The 16,011-nt window shown below is 64.7% G+C and carries 13 protein-coding genes; 5 read left to right on the forward strand and 8 right to left on the reverse strand.

Going from position 1 to position 16,011, the window contains the following annotated elements; translation table 11 throughout:
- Positions 1-430: 430 nt before the first annotated feature.
- The 4 genes from JHD73_RS21015 to JHD73_RS21030 all read right to left on the reverse strand — a co-directional run bounded on the left by JHD73_RS21015 (position 431) and on the right by JHD73_RS21030 (position 5,663).
- Entirely contained in the window at positions 431-2,635 is a 2,205-nt protein-coding gene (locus JHD73_RS21015; protein WP_199032141.1) for a TonB-dependent receptor, read from the reverse strand.
- Between the two features lie 90 nt (positions 2,636-2,725).
- Entirely contained in the window at positions 2,726-3,133 is a 408-nt protein-coding gene (locus tag JHD73_RS21020; RefSeq protein WP_233177092.1) for a hypothetical protein, read from the reverse strand.
- Positions 3,134-3,237: 104 nt separating this feature from the next.
- Positions 3,238-4,224 (reverse strand): DUF6685 family protein, encoded by a 987-nt coding sequence (locus JHD73_RS21025; RefSeq protein ID WP_199032142.1) that lies wholly within the window; start codon positions 4,222-4,224, stop codon positions 3,238-3,240.
- A gap of 218 nt (positions 4,225-4,442) precedes the next feature.
- Positions 4,443-5,663, reverse strand: coding sequence for an HD-GYP domain-containing protein (locus tag JHD73_RS21030; RefSeq protein ID WP_199032143.1), 1,221 nt, complete (start codon positions 5,661-5,663; stop codon positions 4,443-4,445).
- A 340-nt stretch (positions 5,664-6,003) separates the two neighbouring features.
- Between JHD73_RS21030 and JHD73_RS21035 the strand changes: the two genes are divergently transcribed.
- Positions 6,004-6,345: a hypothetical protein gene (locus tag JHD73_RS21035; protein ID WP_199032144.1), complete on the forward strand. Its 342-nt coding sequence runs from the start codon at positions 6,004-6,006 to the stop codon at positions 6,343-6,345.
- A gap of 183 nt (positions 6,346-6,528) precedes the next feature.
- On the opposite strand, the gene JHD73_RS21040 is transcribed toward JHD73_RS21035, so the two are convergent.
- From JHD73_RS21040 to JHD73_RS21050, 3 genes are all read right to left on the reverse strand, one after another.
- The gene (locus JHD73_RS21040; RefSeq protein ID WP_199032153.1) at positions 6,529-7,041 is read right to left on the reverse strand and encodes a MarR family winged helix-turn-helix transcriptional regulator; all 513 of its coding nucleotides are present in this window, start codon (positions 7,039-7,041) and stop codon (positions 6,529-6,531) included.
- Positions 7,042-7,114: 73 nt separating this feature from the next.
- Positions 7,115-8,272, reverse strand: a complete 1,158-nt coding sequence (locus JHD73_RS21045; RefSeq protein WP_199032145.1) for an ABC transporter substrate-binding protein — start codon at positions 8,270-8,272, stop codon at positions 7,115-7,117.
- A gap of 39 nt (positions 8,273-8,311) precedes the next feature.
- A complete protein-coding gene (locus JHD73_RS21050; RefSeq protein WP_199032146.1) occupies positions 8,312-9,589 on the reverse strand; it encodes a flavin-dependent oxidoreductase in 1,278 nt (425 codons plus the stop codon).
- Between the two features lie 164 nt (positions 9,590-9,753).
- Between JHD73_RS21050 and JHD73_RS21055 the strand changes: the two genes are divergently transcribed.
- The 4 genes from JHD73_RS21055 to JHD73_RS21070 all read left to right on the forward strand — a co-directional run bounded on the left by JHD73_RS21055 (position 9,754) and on the right by JHD73_RS21070 (position 14,035).
- A complete protein-coding gene (locus JHD73_RS21055) occupies positions 9,754-10,461 on the forward strand; it encodes a GntR family transcriptional regulator (RefSeq protein ID WP_199032147.1) in 708 nt (235 codons plus the stop codon).
- Between the two features lie 34 nt (positions 10,462-10,495).
- On the forward strand, positions 10,496-11,173 hold the full coding sequence (locus JHD73_RS21060; protein WP_199032148.1) for a DUF2848 domain-containing protein: 678 nt from the start codon (positions 10,496-10,498) through the stop codon (positions 11,171-11,173).
- Between the two features lie 38 nt (positions 11,174-11,211).
- Positions 11,212-12,558: an amidase gene (locus JHD73_RS21065; protein ID WP_199032149.1), complete on the forward strand. Its 1,347-nt coding sequence runs from the start codon at positions 11,212-11,214 to the stop codon at positions 12,556-12,558.
- A 154-nt stretch (positions 12,559-12,712) separates the two neighbouring features.
- Positions 12,713-14,035, forward strand: a complete 1,323-nt coding sequence (locus JHD73_RS21070) for an MFS transporter (RefSeq protein WP_199032150.1) — start codon at positions 12,713-12,715, stop codon at positions 14,033-14,035.
- Between the two features lie 640 nt (positions 14,036-14,675).
- Here the strand turns inward: JHD73_RS21070 and JHD73_RS21075 are convergent.
- Positions 14,676-16,011: methyl-accepting chemotaxis protein (locus JHD73_RS21075; protein WP_199032151.1), on the reverse strand; the 1,336-nt coding region annotated here is incomplete at its 5' end.

Below are 16,011 nucleotides of genomic sequence, written 5' to 3' on the forward strand. Positions count from 1 at the left end.
TGCCGAACTGCTCAAGCAGCTTGGCTGGAATCGCCGGCAGCTCGACCGGCTTGGTCTTCGGTTCGCGAGGCATAAACCCTCCTTGAGGGCATGTTATGCCTTGAACACGAAATTACTGACAGGCCCGTGCCCGCACCTGGCACCCGCAACGCCGGAGCTTTGACCTGTGATGCCGGATCTCGAAGCACCGGCATCGCCCCTCGGAGGTCCACCTTCGGACCTCAAACCTCCGGCGTCGGACCTTCCGACGTCCGCGCACGCACCTTTTAGGTGCAACGCCGGACCTCAGACCTCCGGCGCCGGACCTCAAAGGTCCGACGCTGGACCCATCGACCTCCGTGGTCGCACCCCCGAGAGCCGACGTCGGACCTTTGCGGTCCGGTGCCGGACGTTTAAGCTCCCCCGTCGGAGCCCGGACGTCCACGCGCCATCAGAACGGCTTGCTGACCGACAGCAGGAACGTGCGGCGCGGCGCAAACTGCGGCGCACCCACGCCAATGCCCGTGCCATCGCGCAACTCGTAGCTGCGGTCGAAGATATTCAGCACGGTCAGGCGCGTCTTGAACTTGCCGAGCATCGGCAAATTGAAGTCGCGCGCGGCACCGAGGTTCATCTGCCAGTAGGCCGGCAGGTGATCGGTGTTGGCGAAGCCGCTGCGCAAACCCGAGCCAAACAGCACGTCGCTGGTGTAAGTCGTGCCCGCGTACAGGTAGGACACGCCGGCCGAAGCGGTCAGGCGCTGATCGTGGTCCAGGTTGACCCAGTGGCTGTTGATAAAGGCCAGCTCATCCGCACCGAAGTTGAACTGACCCGTCTCGATGCCCTTGCCCTGTGCGCGCGATACCGCCACGTTCACATACGCACCCAGGTTGCCGTTGCGATAGTTGGCGCTGCCTTCCAGGCCGTAGATGCGGCCGCGGTCGTAGTTGAACGCCGAGTACAGCAGCGCATTGCCGAACTGGCCTTCATCCTGCAGGTGGCGCACGTCGCGGTAGTACGCATCCAGGCCCACCGTGAGGTGCGGCGTCAGCTGGTGCGAGACACCCAGGTCAAAGTAGTTCGAGCGCTCCGACTTGACCGCCGTGTTGGCATCCGACGGCAGTGCATTGGTCGTGCCGAGGAAGCTCGCCACCGAGGTGCTGTCAAACTTCTCGGTCGGCGGCGGCGTGAAGTAACGCGCGTAACCGGCATGCACGCGGGTGCGCGACGTCAGGTCATAGGTCAGGCCCACGCGCGGGCTCAACTGCTGCTCGCTGACGATGGTGTTGACGTGGTCATAGCGCGCGCCGTAGTTGACGGTGAGCTTGTCGGTCGGCTTCCACTCGTCCTGCAGGTAGACGCCCATCGTCGTGCCAGTACCGCTGTGGTTATCGACAACGGTGAACGGCGTGCCGCTGGTCTGCGCGCCGGTGTCGTCCGCAGGGAACACGCTGGAGGTGTTGTCGGTGCCGAAGCGCTCGCGCTGCACGAATACGCCGGCACGCAGCGTGTGCTTGTCATTGAGCTTGTAGCTCGCGTCACCCTGCAGGCCGTAGGCCTCGTTGCGGCGCGTGAGGTCTGCCGCTACGCCGTTGTAGACGAGGTCCCCGATCGGATCGGGCGTGTAATCGATCCGACTGGAGCGGCGGAACACCGACACCTGGTAGTCCAGCTTGGGCGACACCTTCTGCTGATACGTCAGGATCTGGAAATCGGTCTTCTCGCGCTGATTGGCATTGAGCGCTTCCGATGCCGGCGGCACCACGCCGTCGAGCGTGAACTGCGGGGTGAGCCCCGGTCGCGTCGGGATCTGGAAGCGGCCGTTGGACGAGCCGAACATGAAGCTCACGCGGCTGTCGTTATCGAGCAGGTACGACAGCATGCCGAACGACTTGTTCTGCGTGGTGTGGTCGTGCGTGGCGTTGCGGTTGCCCGTGGGGTTCTCGATGCCGAGGTTGTTCTCGGCGAACACGCCCGACAGGTAATAGCTGAAGCGGTCTTTCGTGCCGTGGATCTGCGCATTGACCTCGTGCGTGGCGTTGCTGCCGAGCACGGTACCGATCTCGCCGCCAAAGGCCTTGGGCTCGCCGTCTTCATCGGTGGAAGCGCCCTTGGTGGTGATGTCCACAATGCCCGCCGTGCGATAGCCATACTGCGCTGGCAGCGCGCCGGTCAGCACGTTGATCTGGCTGGCGAAGCGCGTGTCGAGCATCTGCCCGAAACCGCTGATCGGCTCGGGAACGATCACGCCGTTGATGCGGTATTGCAGGTTGGAGTGATCGCCGCGCACGTGCAGTTGGCCGTACGAATCCTGCACCACGCCCGGCGCTTGCAGCAGCACCTGGTTCAGAGGCGTGGCATCGCCCAGGGGCAGGCGGGCAATGTCGTCGGTATCAAACTTGTAGACGGAGCTGCCGGTGTCCGGCGACAGCGCATTGCGTGCCGCATCCAAGCGCTTGGCGGTGACGCGGGTTTCGCTGAGATCGCGCACGTTGGTGGCCGGTGCCGCTGACGTGGCAGGTGCGGCATTGGTGGCGGGGCTCTTGGCTGGAGGCGTTTGTGCCGTGGCTTCTTGAGCCAGAGCGGAAACGGAGGCGAACGATGGCAGCACGGCGGCAAGCGCCACCACCAGCTTGGCAGGCTGGAACGGAATCATGGAAAGACCTTTGAATCGAGCGAATGCGTCAAACGGCGGCCCGCGCATGCATCAACACCACAGCGCGCAGGCCGACAGGCAAGTCGAAAATCAAAGGCTGACCGGTGGATCGCGCGAACAGACGGCCACCGAAAAGACCGGCGCCGCGGCGCGAAAGCCGAAATGCGGGAAGTGCCAGCGCCGCGTGCTGCGCAAACGCAATAGCAGCAGAACCGGCAACGCCGCGGCAAGCGCAGCAAAGGCGGCGCACTGCAGACAGGCAGCGTGTTCCTGGGCGGGCTGGTTGCTGCGCTCGGCACCGGCTGACTTGGCCGTAACGCTCAGCTCAAGCGGTGTCTCTTCGCCCCAGTGCGACAGCGCATGCCGCAACGCGCCCTGCTGACCGAACAGCAGCAGCACGGCCAGCAGGCAAGCCAGCCAGCGCAGATGCAGGAAGGAGGAGCGGAAGGAACGCACGGTCAGGAAACGCGGGAGCGGGTACGCCGTGTCATCACACATTGCGCACCTCAATGCAACCAAGTTGCGAATTCTGACACCAGCCGCCGGATTCAGCAATCCGTCAGGCGGAGGGCAGAACAACCCGCGAGCGTAGTGCCTCTGTATTACAGGCGCGTGTGCGCAAAGCCCGGTGCAAGCCCCGTCGGCATGCCAAGACTCGGCACTGGCACGCGTTTCCAGTTCGAGCGGGCCTTGCGTGCAGTCTCGGCACGCTGGGCCGGCATGCCCACTTCCGTCGCATCGTGCAGGTTGGCCAGCCACGCGCCGTAGTCGAACCAGCCGTCGCGCACGAGTTGCTCGCCCACGCAGTTGGCAAATCGGTCAGACCGGGGCAGGAAGCACAGTTCGAAGCCCTCGGTCTCGCGGCGGCCGTGCATCCAGCGATGCGGCACCTGGTGGCTGGCGAGCGCTTCCGACAAGCGCGTGCCATAGCGCTGTTGCCCCTGGCGGCGCGCGGCGATCACGTGGAAACCATCCAGCAGCCGACGCAGCCCCAGCGCAGACCGCGCATGGCGCACCTCGGCATCCACCAGCAACACGCGATTCTGCGTGCGTGCCTGCAGCGCCAGCGCGGCGAAATGGTGCGCGCCCCACTCGTTCATGAAGAAGAGTTCGCCGCCCGCAAAGTCATAGGCACGGAACACGTTGGTCTGATCCGCGTAGCGGAACACGTGGCGCTTGTTGGCGGCAAAGTCGGCACCGGTGCTGTGCGGAATGCGCCGGCAATGCTGATGCGCAAACACCAGCATGCTCGGAAACGAGTGCACCGAGCACGGCGACTGCGCCAGCCCCGTCACCGCACGGATGTCGATCTGGCACTGCTCGCGGCGCACGCCCACCAGCTGGCTCAGATGGTGATGGAGATCGTCCACCCAATCGGCGTGTGCCAGATGCTTGGGAAACAGCTGGTGCGCGGGCTCGGCCAGCCCGCCCTCGAACAGGAACGGCACACTCTTGTGCCAGATATCGAGCTTCCAGTGCGACAGTGCATCGCTCTCGGTGCGATGGTGCGCAACCGATTGCGTGACATTGAAGGCCCGCGACCGGATTGCCCAGTCCGAGACCGCATGCAGCATGTTGGAAACGTTCATGTCACCCCCCGGAAGACCGAATCGTTTGTTTGACAGGTTGCTGCCGTTGCTCTTTGTGGCAATCGATCAACAACGTAAAAATCAACGACTCAACGGTACCCCACTTTAGAGGGGTGCGACATGAAGTTTATTGAAGACCGTGTTAAGAAAAAGACACAAAAACTGAAGGGGCTTGCCAAATGAACAGCACCGCACTTGGGCGGCGCTTCGGTTCACGTTCAGACTAAGCACATGTCGGAGACTTCCTCGTCCGACAGGCCCCAGGTGGTGGCATCTTCCACGGTAACGATGGAATCGTCCGACTTGCCCAGGCTGATGCGCTCGGGGCGCACGCGGGTCTTGGTATTGCCGGAATAGAACACCACGATGTCCGGCTTGAGGGCGGACGCCTCGTTCTGGTTGACGACGACACCCAGGCGGTTGGTGCGCAGCTTGACCAGCGTGCCGACCGGGTAGATACCCACACTGCGCGTGAAGGCCTGGAAGACCGTGCGATCGAACTGCGTGTCGGTGCGGGCCATCATGTACTTGAGCGCCTGCGCTGGCGACCACGCATGGTGGTACGGGCTGCTGGAGGTGAGCGTGTCGTACACGTCGCAGATGGCGCCCATCTTGGCCCACAGGCTGATCCCGTCGGCTTTCTGAGCATCGGGATAGCCACTGCCGTCGATACGCTCATGGTGGTGCAGGCAGATCTCGCGTGCGATCTCGCTGAACTGGCCGGTACCCAACAGCAGGTGATGGCCGCCCACGGCGTGGGTCTGCAGCAGCGCCAGCTCATCCTTGGTCAACGCCGTGCTCTTGTCGAGCAGCGTGCGCGGCATGGCAGATTTGCCGATGTCATGCACCAGACCACCCAGGCCGCATTCGCGGATCTCGTCTTCCGGCAGGCCCAGCGTGCGCGCCAGCGCCACCATCAGCGCACAGACGGCAAACGAATGCAGGTAGGTGTAGTCATCCTTGTTCTTCAGGCGCGCCAGGGCGATCAGTGCGTAAGAGTTACGCGCCAGCGAGTTGGACACGTCGTCCACCAGCAGCAGCGCCTTGTCGGTCTCCAGTGCACGGCCCATGCGGGCTTCGGCAAACATGTGGCCGAGCGTCGCCTTGCCGTTCTGCATCAGCTTCTGGGCGTGCTGCCACTCTTCCTTGAGCGACGTGGGCGTGATCGGCGGACGGGCGGCCAGGGTCTCGCGCGTGAGCGGTTCGGGCTCGGGTGCGGCAACCGGTGCCAGCTTGGGCATCAGGCCCTGAGCAACAATGTCCTCGCCGCGCTCTGGGTCGATCCAGATCTCGGTGATCCCCGCCTTGAGGATGTCATCGATCTGGCCCTGGTGCGACAACTGAAACTGCGAACGCCAGAACGGATGCTTCAGCCAGGACCCACCCAGCTTCATCACAAACATACCGACACGCAATTGGTTCGCATCGATTCGCTTCATACCCTGCCCGCCTCGGCTCGAAGTCCGGTTTTGATTGAAATAGGGATGCGGCACGTCAGCCGACACTGACGTCGTTTTGGCCATTCGGGTCTACGACCCAGGTGGATGCTCGGGGCCACCAATGAACCAAACCGCGCTTGGCTTATCGGCAGCCCTGCACAAAACTTGAGGGTAAGACTGGATCAGGCGGCGCGTAGCGCGCCTCGAACCGGAAACACCGGGGGAACGTCGGCGTGCGCAACGGTCGAATCAAACAGGTGGTGCGTCAAGACCCACGCCCGTCGGGCTGCCGATCGGGCCGATGGCGGCGTACACTAAGTCCCATGGAAGTGCATCCGACATGACTCACGATCCCGTGTCCCAACGCAAAGAAGCAAAACCCGATGACTTCGCGCTCAACCGCGATGCCATCCGCTGGCTTGCGTCCTTGCCGGAGGGGGTCCGGCCGATTGAGCTCGGCCGCAAATTCCCGCGCATCATCAACACCATCGCCGCCAAATGGGTCGACTTCATTGGCTGCCGGCGCTACCTCGACAGCCTGCAGATCGATGACCGCGGTGGCCGCCAGGGCTTTCCGTTCGAGATCGTGCAGGAGATCTGCACACTGCGCGAACACTTCGATTCGCTCTACCCGCCCGACAAAGACCTCTGGCAAAAGGCTATCGACGCAGACAAGCGCTAAGAGCCGCTAACAAAACCCAGCGTAGCGGTCCTGGCTAGGCGCGCCGACGCAGACAGTACAAGAAGTACGGCAAGGAGGCGTAACGACGCCAGGAGGGTTTTGTTAGCGGCTCTAAGCCAACCCAAAGACGATGTTGCGGCCCGAAATCGGTTCAAACCCCGGGCCGTTTTCATTCAGGCGGCATCAACCGGCATCTGGTCCCGATGCCAACTTGTTGAGCAACGCCAGCAGGCGCTGCTTCTCCTCACCGGACAGATGGGCCGTCACACGGGCGTCGTGTGCGGTGACCGCGCGCGTAATCTCGTCGAGCGTGGTCGCGCCCTTGGCCGTCAGCACCAGCCGGAAAGCACGCCGGTCCGTCGGCGACGGCTGCCGCTCGACCATGCCCATGGCTTCCAACGTATCGACCAGCAGCACCGCACCGGAGCGCGCCACCCCCAGGATGTTGGCCAGCTCGGTCAGCTTGAGATTGGGGTTGTGCGCGATCACGGTCATGGCCGAGAAGCGCGGCGGCGTGATGTTCCACGCCTGCAGCGAGCGCACAAAATCTTCGTAGATATGCAACTGCGCACGCCGCACCGCATAGCCGATCAACCCGTCGAGCGCGCCGTACTCCACGTCCGCGATATGCGGATTGAACTGACCGGATTCAGCAACGGCTGGGTACAAATCGTCGGCTCTGGGATGGCGCGGCATGGTGGCGTCAGGCATACGGAATCCGTCGATTATCGTTGGCCGCGTGCCCGTCAGCCATGAACTGAGAAGAACTTCAGTTCTTCACGACAGCTTGATCGGCGGGCAGCAGCTTCCACTTGCCGTGATCCACGGTCAGCAGCACACGGCCGCGCGCGTCAAAGCCAAAGTGGTCGGCCGCCGTGTAGTTCAGCACGCCGTGCGAGACGACGATGTCGCGCTCGGTTTCCAACGCGTTCTTGAGCGCGCGGCGGAACTCCGGCGTGCCCGGCTTGGCCGTCTTGAGCGCCACCGGCACGATGCGCTGGAGCACCTGCAGCGCATCCCACGTGTGGGCGCCGAATTGCGTGCGCGAATCAGGCCCGTAGGCCTTTTCGTAGCGCGTCACGTACTCCAGCGCAGTCTTCTTGCTCGGATGGCTGTCTGGCAACTGCTCGGCCACGATCACCGGCCCGGCCGGCAGGATCGCCCCGTCGACGGCCTTGCCGCCGATACGGATCAGGTCCTTGGTGGCAGCGCCATGCGTCTGATAGATCGGCCCGGCATAGCCGCGATCACGCAGCGAAGTGTGCGGCAGCGCGGCGCCCGTACCAGCACCCGCCACGAGAATCGCATCAGGCTTGAAGCTGATCAGCTTGGCAACCTGCCCGGTCACGTTGGTATCGGCGCGCGCATAGCGCTCCACATCCACCACCTTCAGGCCCTTTGGCGTGGCGGCGGCGGTGAAGTCCTTCAACCAGCTCTCGCCGTACGCATCGGCAAACCCGATGAAGCCGACGGTCTTGACACCGCTCGACGCCATGCGCGCGGCAATCGCCTCGGCCATCAGCGAGATCGGCTGCGCCAGGCGATACGTCCAATCGCCCTTGCCCGGTTTCAGCTCCACGGGGGCGAGCGACAACTGCGGCGTCTGCGATTCTGTGGCGACTTCCGCAATTGCTATCGACGGCGCCACGGCGGACGAACCGACGATCAGGTCCACGTGGTCCTCCGTCACCAGCTTGCGCGCCATGCGTGCACCGGTACTCGGGTCGGAGGCGTCATCCACCAGCACCAACCGCAGCTTCTCGCCGCCGATGGCGTCCGGATAGAACGTCAGCGAGTTCTTCTGCGTGATGCCGAGCGAGGCCGACGGCCCGGTGGTCGACAGGCTCACGCCAATGACGATCTCGGCATGGGCGGCAGTCACGAGCAAGAGCGCGGCAGTGGCGCAGATAGTGCGGCGGATGATCATGGGTCTCCTCTCCTCTTCTGGTGTTCCGGCGGTGTTGGGTCAGGCGGGTACGCGTGTGCGTTCCGGCATCGACGGCTGGTCACGCAGCGATTGCGGATCAAAGCCGGCCAGTTTTTTATAGCGCATCGCAATCCCTTCCAGCTCGGCGCGCGGGATCACGTCATCGATGCGAGCGAAGCCTTGCGGCGCGCGTTCGTGTGCGAGCTGCATGACCTGCTCCGGGCCGTTCAGCCGGTTGCGCAGCACGATGCCGGCCGTGCGCGGCAGGCGATCGGCTTCGTACTCACGCAGGGCGATGCCGGTGTCGCGCGTGGCGAGCAGGCACTCGACCAGCGCACGCGCATCGAGAATGGCCTGCGCGCTGCCGTTCGAGCCAATCGGATACATCGGATGCGCTGCGTCGCCCAGCAGCGTGACGCGGCCGAAGGTCCAGCGCGGCAGCGGGTCCTTGTCGACCAGCGGAAACTCATACACCGCCTGCGCGCCGTCGATGAGCGCGGGAATGTCGATCCAATCCCATTTCCAGTCGGCAAAGGCGCTGCGGAAGATGGCGCGGTCGACCTCGCGGTTCCAGTCGCTGCGCGGCGGCGCTTCGTCGGGCACGCGCAGCTCGGCAATCCAGTTGATGAGCGAGCGGCCCTGCTGCCGCAGTGGCTCCGAGATCGGGTAGGCGACGAATTTCTGGTCCTGATGGCCGGCCATGAACATGGTGCGGCCATCGAGGTAGGGTGCGGCTTCCGTGGTGGCACGCCAGAGCATGCGACTCGCAAAGCGCGGTGCGTCACCGGTCGGATAGAACTGGCGGCGCACGGCAGAATGGATGCCATCGGCACCGATCAGCACGTCGGCCGACGATTCGACGAGCGTGTCGTTGGCGCGATCGCGTAACGTGAAGCGCACCGGGCCGCCACCCTCACCCGTCGATTGGATGGCATCAACGCTGTGACCGAGCCGGATGCAATCGGGCCCAAGCCGTTCACTCACGGCATCAGCCAGCGCCATCTGAAATTGACCGCGGTGGATGGAGAACTGCGGCCAGTCATAGCCTGCCGCCAGCCCACGCGGCTCGTGCCAGATCGGCTGACCAAAACGGTTGTAGTAAGCCAGCGCGGAGGTGCGGATCGCCAACGCACTGAGTGTGTCTTCGAGCCCCAGCTCGCACAATTGGCGCGCGGCGTGCGGCAGCAGGTTGATGCCTACGCCCAGCGGACGCAGCGTCTGCACCGCCTCCCACACCTCGACCTCGAAGCCCTGGCGCTCGGCCATCAACGCGAGCGTGAGCCCGCCGATGCCCGCGCCGATGATGGCGATCTTCATGGCTGTCTCCGTGAAATTTGTTGCAGTCTATAACAAATATCAGAGACAACCAGAGCGTGCCGGATCAGGGCAATCCCTAGGCCAATGTGGCGTGTGGGTGCCTTGACGCTCAGTGATATATCACAATACCATCACTCGACTTTTACGGAACACGAGACCCCCTCATGTCGCGCCCGATCAAGCTTGTTACCGCTGAAGCGCCCGCGCCGTTCGCTGCCGAACCCGCCGCGCATGCCCCCAAGGGCGCTGCCCTGCGCGAGCTTGCCTACGGCGAGATCAAGCGCCGCATCATGGCGTGTGAATTCCGCCCCGGCGAGCCGCTCAACGAGGCGCAGCTCGGCACGCTGCTTGGTCTGGGCCGCACCCCGGTCCACCAGGCCCTGCATCGCCTGGAAGTGGAAGGCCTGGTGCAGATCCTGCCGCGCAAGGGCGTGCTGGTGACGCCGCTGTCGCTCAACGACGTGCTCGACATGATTGAGGTGCGCGCGACCAACGAGATCCTCTGCGTGACGCTGGCCGCCGAGCGCGCCCACCCGGCCGACTTTGAGGCCATGCGCGCCATCGTCGATGCATCGCCCGCGCTGATCGAGCACCGCGACATTGCCGCGCTGGCGGCGCTGGACCTCAAGTTCCACCTCGCAATCTCGGCCGCCTCGCGCAACCGCGTGCTGGCCGAACTGTTGCGCGGTCTGCATGAAAAGCAGGCGCGCTTCTGGTTCCTCTCGCTATCGGAGCCGCAACACCTGCAGAACGTGTACGACGAGCACCTCGCCGTGCTCGATGCATTGGAACGCCGCGACGTGCCCGCCGCGCGCGAGGCCATCCGCGAGCACATCGACGAGTTCCGCCGCACGATCATCCGCACGCTCTGATTTCCCGTTCCCCCCTGTCTTTCCCGGATACCGCATGACCACGCTGCACCTGAACCTGATCGGCCACGGCCCCATTGACGTGACCGTCGACCACCTCGTCATTGCCGGCTGGACCGGCCGCGATGCCGAAGCCGTCGAACACCATATCGCCGAATTGGAAGCCATTGGCGTGGCACGCCCGGCGCGTGTGCCGTGCTTCTATCGCGTATCGCATTCGCTGCTGACCACCGATGCGCGGGTGGAGATCCCCGGTGCCGATTCGTCGGGCGAAGCGGAGTTCGTGCTGTATTCCACGCCGATGGGCCTGCTGGTCGGCATCGGCTCGGATCACACCGACCGCAAGGTCGAAGCCTATGGCGTGACGGTCTCCAAGCAGATGTGCGCCAAGCCCGTGAGCCGCGACGTGTGGCGCTTCGAAGCGCTGGCCGACCACTGGGACCGCCTGCAGATGAAAACCTGGCGCACCCGCGACGGCCAAACCGCGCTGTACCAGGAAGGCAGCGTCACGCGCATGCTCGACCCGCGCGACCTGATCCGCCGCTACACCGGTGCCGACACGCTGCCGGTGGGCACCGCCATGTTCTGCGGCACGCAGCCCATCATCGGCGAACTCGGTTTTGGCGAGGCCTTTGACATGGCGTTGATCGACCCCGTGTCGGGCAGCGAGCTGCGTCATCGCTATGCTGTCGACACGCTGCCTGTTGAAGGCTGAAGCGCCCCACCTCATCGGAAACATCGGAGACTCCCCGCATGATGACGCCCCGCCCGAACATGATCCGCGCCCTGGCCGCTGAACTCGCCAGCGGCCGCACCACCAGCGTCGCGCTGACGGAGGCCGCGCTGCAGCGTGCCGAATCGCATCGCGCTGCCGGTGGCGCCGCCTATGTGAGCATCGACGCGCAAGCGGCGCTCGCCATGGCGCGCGCCGCTGATGCCGCCCGCGCGGCGGGCAACGTGCCGTCGCTGCTGGCGGGCCTGCCGGTGTCGATCAAGGATCTGTTTGATGTGGCGGGCCAGGTGACGGCTGCAGGCTCGCGTGCGCTGGCGCACCGACCGGCAGCCACCGCGGATGCCGCAGCAGTGGCACGCCTGCGCGCAGCCGGGGCGGTGCTGCTCGGCCGCACCAACATGAGCGAATTCGCGTTCTCGGGCCTGGGCCTGAACCCGCACTACGGCACGCCGCGCACGCCGGCAGACGGCACGCGCGCGGCGGGCGGCTCCACCTCGGGCGGCGCAGTCACGGTGGCGGGTGGCATGGCGGTGGCGGCCCTGGGCACCGACACGGGCGGCTCAATCCGCATTCCGTCGGCCTTCTGTAATCTGACCGGCTTCAAACCCACCGCGCGCCGCGTCCCGATGACGGGCGGCGTGCCGCTGTCCACCTCGCTCGATTCGGGTGGGCCGCTGACCAACTCGGTGGATTGCTGCGCCATCGTCGATGCCATCCTGAGCGGTGAAACGCTCGACACGGATGCAGTACCGCTGGCCGGCCTGCGCTTCGGCATCACGCAGGACTACGTGGGGGCGGATCTCGACGACGTCGTCGCCAAGGCATTCAACCGCGCCGTGGAACGTCTCGAACGTGCGGGCGCGCATATCGTGCGCTTCGACTTTCCCGAACTGCTGCAACTGCCCGAGATCAACGGCGGTGGCGGCCTCACGGCGGCGGAAGCCTGGGCATGGCATCGCCCGGTGCTGGCACGTGCCGAGGCGCAATACGACCAGCGCGTAGCCGCACGCATCCGCCGTGGTGAACAGATGGGCGCCGCCGCCTACATCGACGTGCTGGACGCACGCAAGCGCATGATCGCCACAGCGCGCAAGCGCCTGGGCAACTTCGATGCGTGGCTGATGCCGACGGTAGCCATCGTGCCGCCGGAAGTGGCACCGCTCGAAGCGGATGACGCCCAGTTCTTCCGCACCAATGCACTGACGCTGCGCAACCCGAGTGTCATCAACTTCCTGGACGGCTGCGCGCTGACGCTGCCTGCCCATGCCGCCGGCGAGCTGCCGGTCGGCCTGTCGCTGTGCGGTCTCGCCAATGACGATGCGCGCATCCTGCGCGTCGGCCGGGCGGTGGAGGCTGCGCTGCGGTGATCGACTAGACAGCACCTTCCCCGCCGGCGTCCGGGCCACGCAGGCGGTTCTCTAAGCCACGAAGACAAGGCGCGCTACAGACGCGTCCGGCCCCACTCACGCCTGCGTTTTGACAACAACGCGCAGACGCCCTTGCACGCTATTGGAGGAAACCATGTCGCAAACCCAAGCCCTGCCGGCCGACCGCACGGACCCGGCCAGCAGCCCACCCCACGGCACCGCACTGGACGCCACCTACCGCCGCATCACCTGGCGGCTGGTGCCGTTCCTGGTCTTCCTGTTCATCCTTGCGTGGATCGACCGCGTCAACGTTGGCTTTGCCAAGCTGTCGATGCTGCAGGACCTGCAGTTCAGCGAAGCGGTGTACGGCCTGGGTGCCGGCATCTTCTTCATCGGCTACTTCCTGTTTGAAGTGCCGAGCAACCTGCTGCTGGAGAAGATCGGCGCACGCAAGACGCTGGCGCGCATCACCATCCTCTGGGGCCTGGCCTCGATGGCGATGATCTACGTGAAAACGCCGGCCTCGTTCTATGCGCTGCGCTTTCTGCTGGGCATTTTTGAAGCGGGCTTCTTCCCGGGCGTGGTGCTGTATCTGACGTACTGGTTCCCGTCGGCCTACCGCGCGCGCATCAATGGCCTGTTCATGACCTCGTTTGCGATTGCGGGCGTGGTGGGTGGCCCGGTGGCGGGCTTCATCATGAGCACCATGGAAGGCGTGGGCCACCTCGCCAACTGGCAATGGCTGTTCCTGCTCGAAGGCATTCCTTCGGTGCTGGCCGGCTTTGCCGTGCTGGCCTGGCTGCCTGAAACACCGCGCCAGGCCAAGTGGCTCTCCTCCGCTGAACAGGAGGCCGTCGTCCGCGCCATCGACGCAGAAAACCGCGACCCCGCCAAGCACGCCTCGTTTGGCGCGGCACTGTCCAACGCCCGTGTGTGGATCTGCGCAGCAATCTACTTCTGCGTGGTCAGCGGCAACGCCACCATCGCGTTCTGGACGCCGTCGATCATCAAGGAACTGGGCGTGCAGGGCAATTTCCACATCGGGCTGATCAGCGCCATTCCGTTTATCGCCGGCACAATTGCGATGGTGTGGAACGGCGCGCATTCAGACCGCACGGGTGAACGCCGCATGCACTGCGCCATCGCCGCCATCATCGCCAGCGCGGGCCTGATCGCGACGGGTGCAACGCTGGGCACCCCGGTGCTGGCGCTGGTTGCACTCACCGTGGCGGCCATCGGCATCCTGGCCGCGTTCCCGGTGTTCTGGTCGATTCCAGCCGTGTTCCTGGCCGGTACCGCAGCCGCTGGCGGCATCGCGCTCATCAATTCGATCGGCAACCTGGCCGGCTTCGTGGCGCCGTACATGATCGGCTGGCTGAAGACGAGCACGGGCCACCTGTCGGCGGGGCTGTACTTCGTAGCCGTACTGGAGCTGGGTGCAGCAGTGCTGGTGATCCTGGGCACGCGCAAGCACTAAGCCCAACACCCAAGCCCCAAAAGAAACCATCGCAGCGCAAACCCCTGCGCCGCGATGGTTTGTCCTTTGACGTTCCTGCCCTAGATGGCGCCTTGAATTTGTGTAAGCGGGCGGAAAAAAGACGGGGAGCTGTTTGAGCGCAGCGAGTTTTCCCCGTCTCCGCCCGGTTACGGAAATTCAAGGGGAAGTCGCCATCTCGGGCGCGCCTCTCTTTGCTTACTTTCTCTGGCAAGACAGAGAAAGTGAGTCGGCCCCGGCAGGGGACGAAACGGGGGACACATCACTAGTGCCAATCAGCACCCTACGCCCCCAGAGGGAAGTTCAGAACCCCATCGACGACGTTCTGAACGCCACGTGTGGGGTTCAGAACACCACGGATTGAAGTTCCGGACTCCATCAACAAGGTTCAGAACTCCACTGACGGGGTTCCGAACACCACCGATGAGGTTCAGAACGCCACTGGCGAAGTTCCCCAACACCACGGGTGAGGTTCTGAACGCCGCGCTTGAAGTTCCGAACCCCATCAAAAGGGTTCCAGACTCCATTGCCCAGGTTCCGAACTACGACCCATAAGGTTCCGAACGCCATCGGCAAGGTTCCCACCCCCATCCATGCATCTTTCCGAAGCAGACCCCGCGCCCTACCCCGCCACCTTGTACCCAATCCGCAACCCACCCCAGTGCCGCCCTTTGACATAGATCGGCGCCGACACATCCTTCATCATCGCAAAGGCACCATTGCCCATGTCACGCCGATAGGTCTGCAGCAGGAAGGCCTCCGTATTGCGCGCGGCGCCCAGGCCGGTGCGATCGGTGAAGAGCCTGCGGTTGCGGCTGTTGGCCGCGTTCCACACAGGGTCACTGCCCTGCGGCTGCGAGAACTTCAGGTTATGCGTCGGCAGATAGCCGTTGGCATCCACCGCCGCGCAGAACACCACGCGCGGGTCCAGCCCCAGTAGCGGCTCCTGCAGCGCTGGCAGCACGCGATCCGTAAACGCCGTGAAACGCGCCAGATACTGCGGCGGATCGGTATTGGCAACGGGCTGATACGCGCGGTCGAACAAGTCGCCTTCACTGATGTCACCACGCGCGACGGCTGATTCGAACAGCGCACCGATCTTGCGCGCCGTCGCCTGCACGGCATCAATGAACGCCGTATCGGCGCTCTGTACACCGGTGGCGGCCGTGTGCCGGATCAACGTTTCCGATACCGCCAGCAAGCCCGACAACTGCTGCTGCGCACTGTCGATGTTGTGGCTCGATTGCTTGACGCCCTCGGCCATGGCCTCCACCTCGTGGGCCAGCGAGGCGCACTCGTCTTCGATGGCGGCGGTGGAATCGGCAATGCTGGTGGCTTCGGCATCAAACCGTGCGATGGCCTCGCCGGCCACACCGATCACCGCACCGATGGCTTGTGTGCCCGTGTCCACACGCTGGGCGCGCGCCACGTTGGCGCTGCTGTCACCGATCAGCTTATCGGTCTGGCCCGACAAATCCGCCAGCGTGGTCTCAATGCGTTGCGTGGCCTCTGCCGTCTGGCCGGCAAGCTGCTTGACCGCACCGGCCACCACGGCAAAGCTGCGACCGGATTCTCCGGCACGCGCCGCCTCGATGGCGGCATTGATGGCCAGCAGGTTGGTCTGCTTGGCAATCTGCGAAATCTGTTCAGACGCCTGTGCCACCTGCACCAGCGCTTCGCGCAGCGCTGCGATCTGCTGCTCCATGCTGGCCACGCCAATCGCCAGCTCGCGGATGTCGCGCAACGAGGCCTCCACCGTGGCGCGAGAGCCACTCACCTCTTCGCTGGCGTGCGACGCCACTTCACGCGCATGGCGCGCGGCCACGGCAATGTCGTGGTTGCCGCGCATGGTGGCGTCGGCGGCGCTGCGCAACTGATCGAACACATCGGCCTGGCGGCGCAGGCGCACGGCCACGTCCTCCACGTTGCCGGACACTTCGCAGATGCCCATGCCCACG

The organism is Ralstonia sp. ASV6, from assembly GCF_016429285.1.
GTDB lineage: Bacteria > Pseudomonadota > Gammaproteobacteria > Burkholderiales > Burkholderiaceae > Ralstonia > Ralstonia flaminis.

What these genes read in the sequence shown, in the direction of transcription:
- JHD73_RS21065 (WP_199032149.1), top strand. Translation starts at nt 11,212, where the DNA reads ATGATGACGCCCCGCCCGAACATGATCCGCGCCCTGGCCGCTGAACTC.
- JHD73_RS21025 (WP_199032142.1), bottom strand. Translation starts at nt 4,224, where the DNA reads ATGAACGTTTCCAACATGCTGCATGCGGTCTCGGACTGGGCAATCCGG.
- JHD73_RS21030 (WP_199032143.1), bottom strand. Translation starts at nt 5,663, where the DNA reads ATGAAGCGAATCGATGCGAACCAATTGCGTGTCGGTATGTTTGTGATG.
- JHD73_RS21055 (WP_199032147.1), top strand. Translation starts at nt 9,754, where the DNA reads ATGTCGCGCCCGATCAAGCTTGTTACCGCTGAAGCGCCCGCGCCGTTC.
- JHD73_RS21060 (WP_199032148.1), top strand. Translation starts at nt 10,496, where the DNA reads ATGACCACGCTGCACCTGAACCTGATCGGCCACGGCCCCATTGACGTG.
- JHD73_RS21015 (WP_199032141.1), bottom strand. Translation starts at nt 2,635, where the DNA reads ATGATTCCGTTCCAGCCTGCCAAGCTGGTGGTGGCGCTTGCCGCCGTG.
- JHD73_RS21050 (WP_199032146.1), bottom strand. Translation starts at nt 9,589, where the DNA reads ATGAAGATCGCCATCATCGGCGCGGGCATCGGCGGGCTCACGCTCGCG.
- JHD73_RS21020 (WP_233177092.1), bottom strand. Translation starts at nt 3,133, where the DNA reads ATGTGTGATGACACGGCGTACCCGCTCCCGCGTTTCCTGACCGTGCGT.
- JHD73_RS21045 (WP_199032145.1), bottom strand. Translation starts at nt 8,272, where the DNA reads ATGATCATCCGCCGCACTATCTGCGCCACTGCCGCGCTCTTGCTCGTG.
- JHD73_RS21070 (WP_199032150.1), top strand. Translation starts at nt 12,713, where the DNA reads ATGTCGCAAACCCAAGCCCTGCCGGCCGACCGCACGGACCCGGCCAGC.
- JHD73_RS21035 (WP_199032144.1), top strand. Translation starts at nt 6,004, where the DNA reads ATGACTCACGATCCCGTGTCCCAACGCAAAGAAGCAAAACCCGATGAC.
- JHD73_RS21040 (WP_199032153.1), bottom strand. Translation starts at nt 7,041, where the DNA reads ATGCCGCGCCATCCCAGAGCCGACGATTTGTACCCAGCCGTTGCTGAA.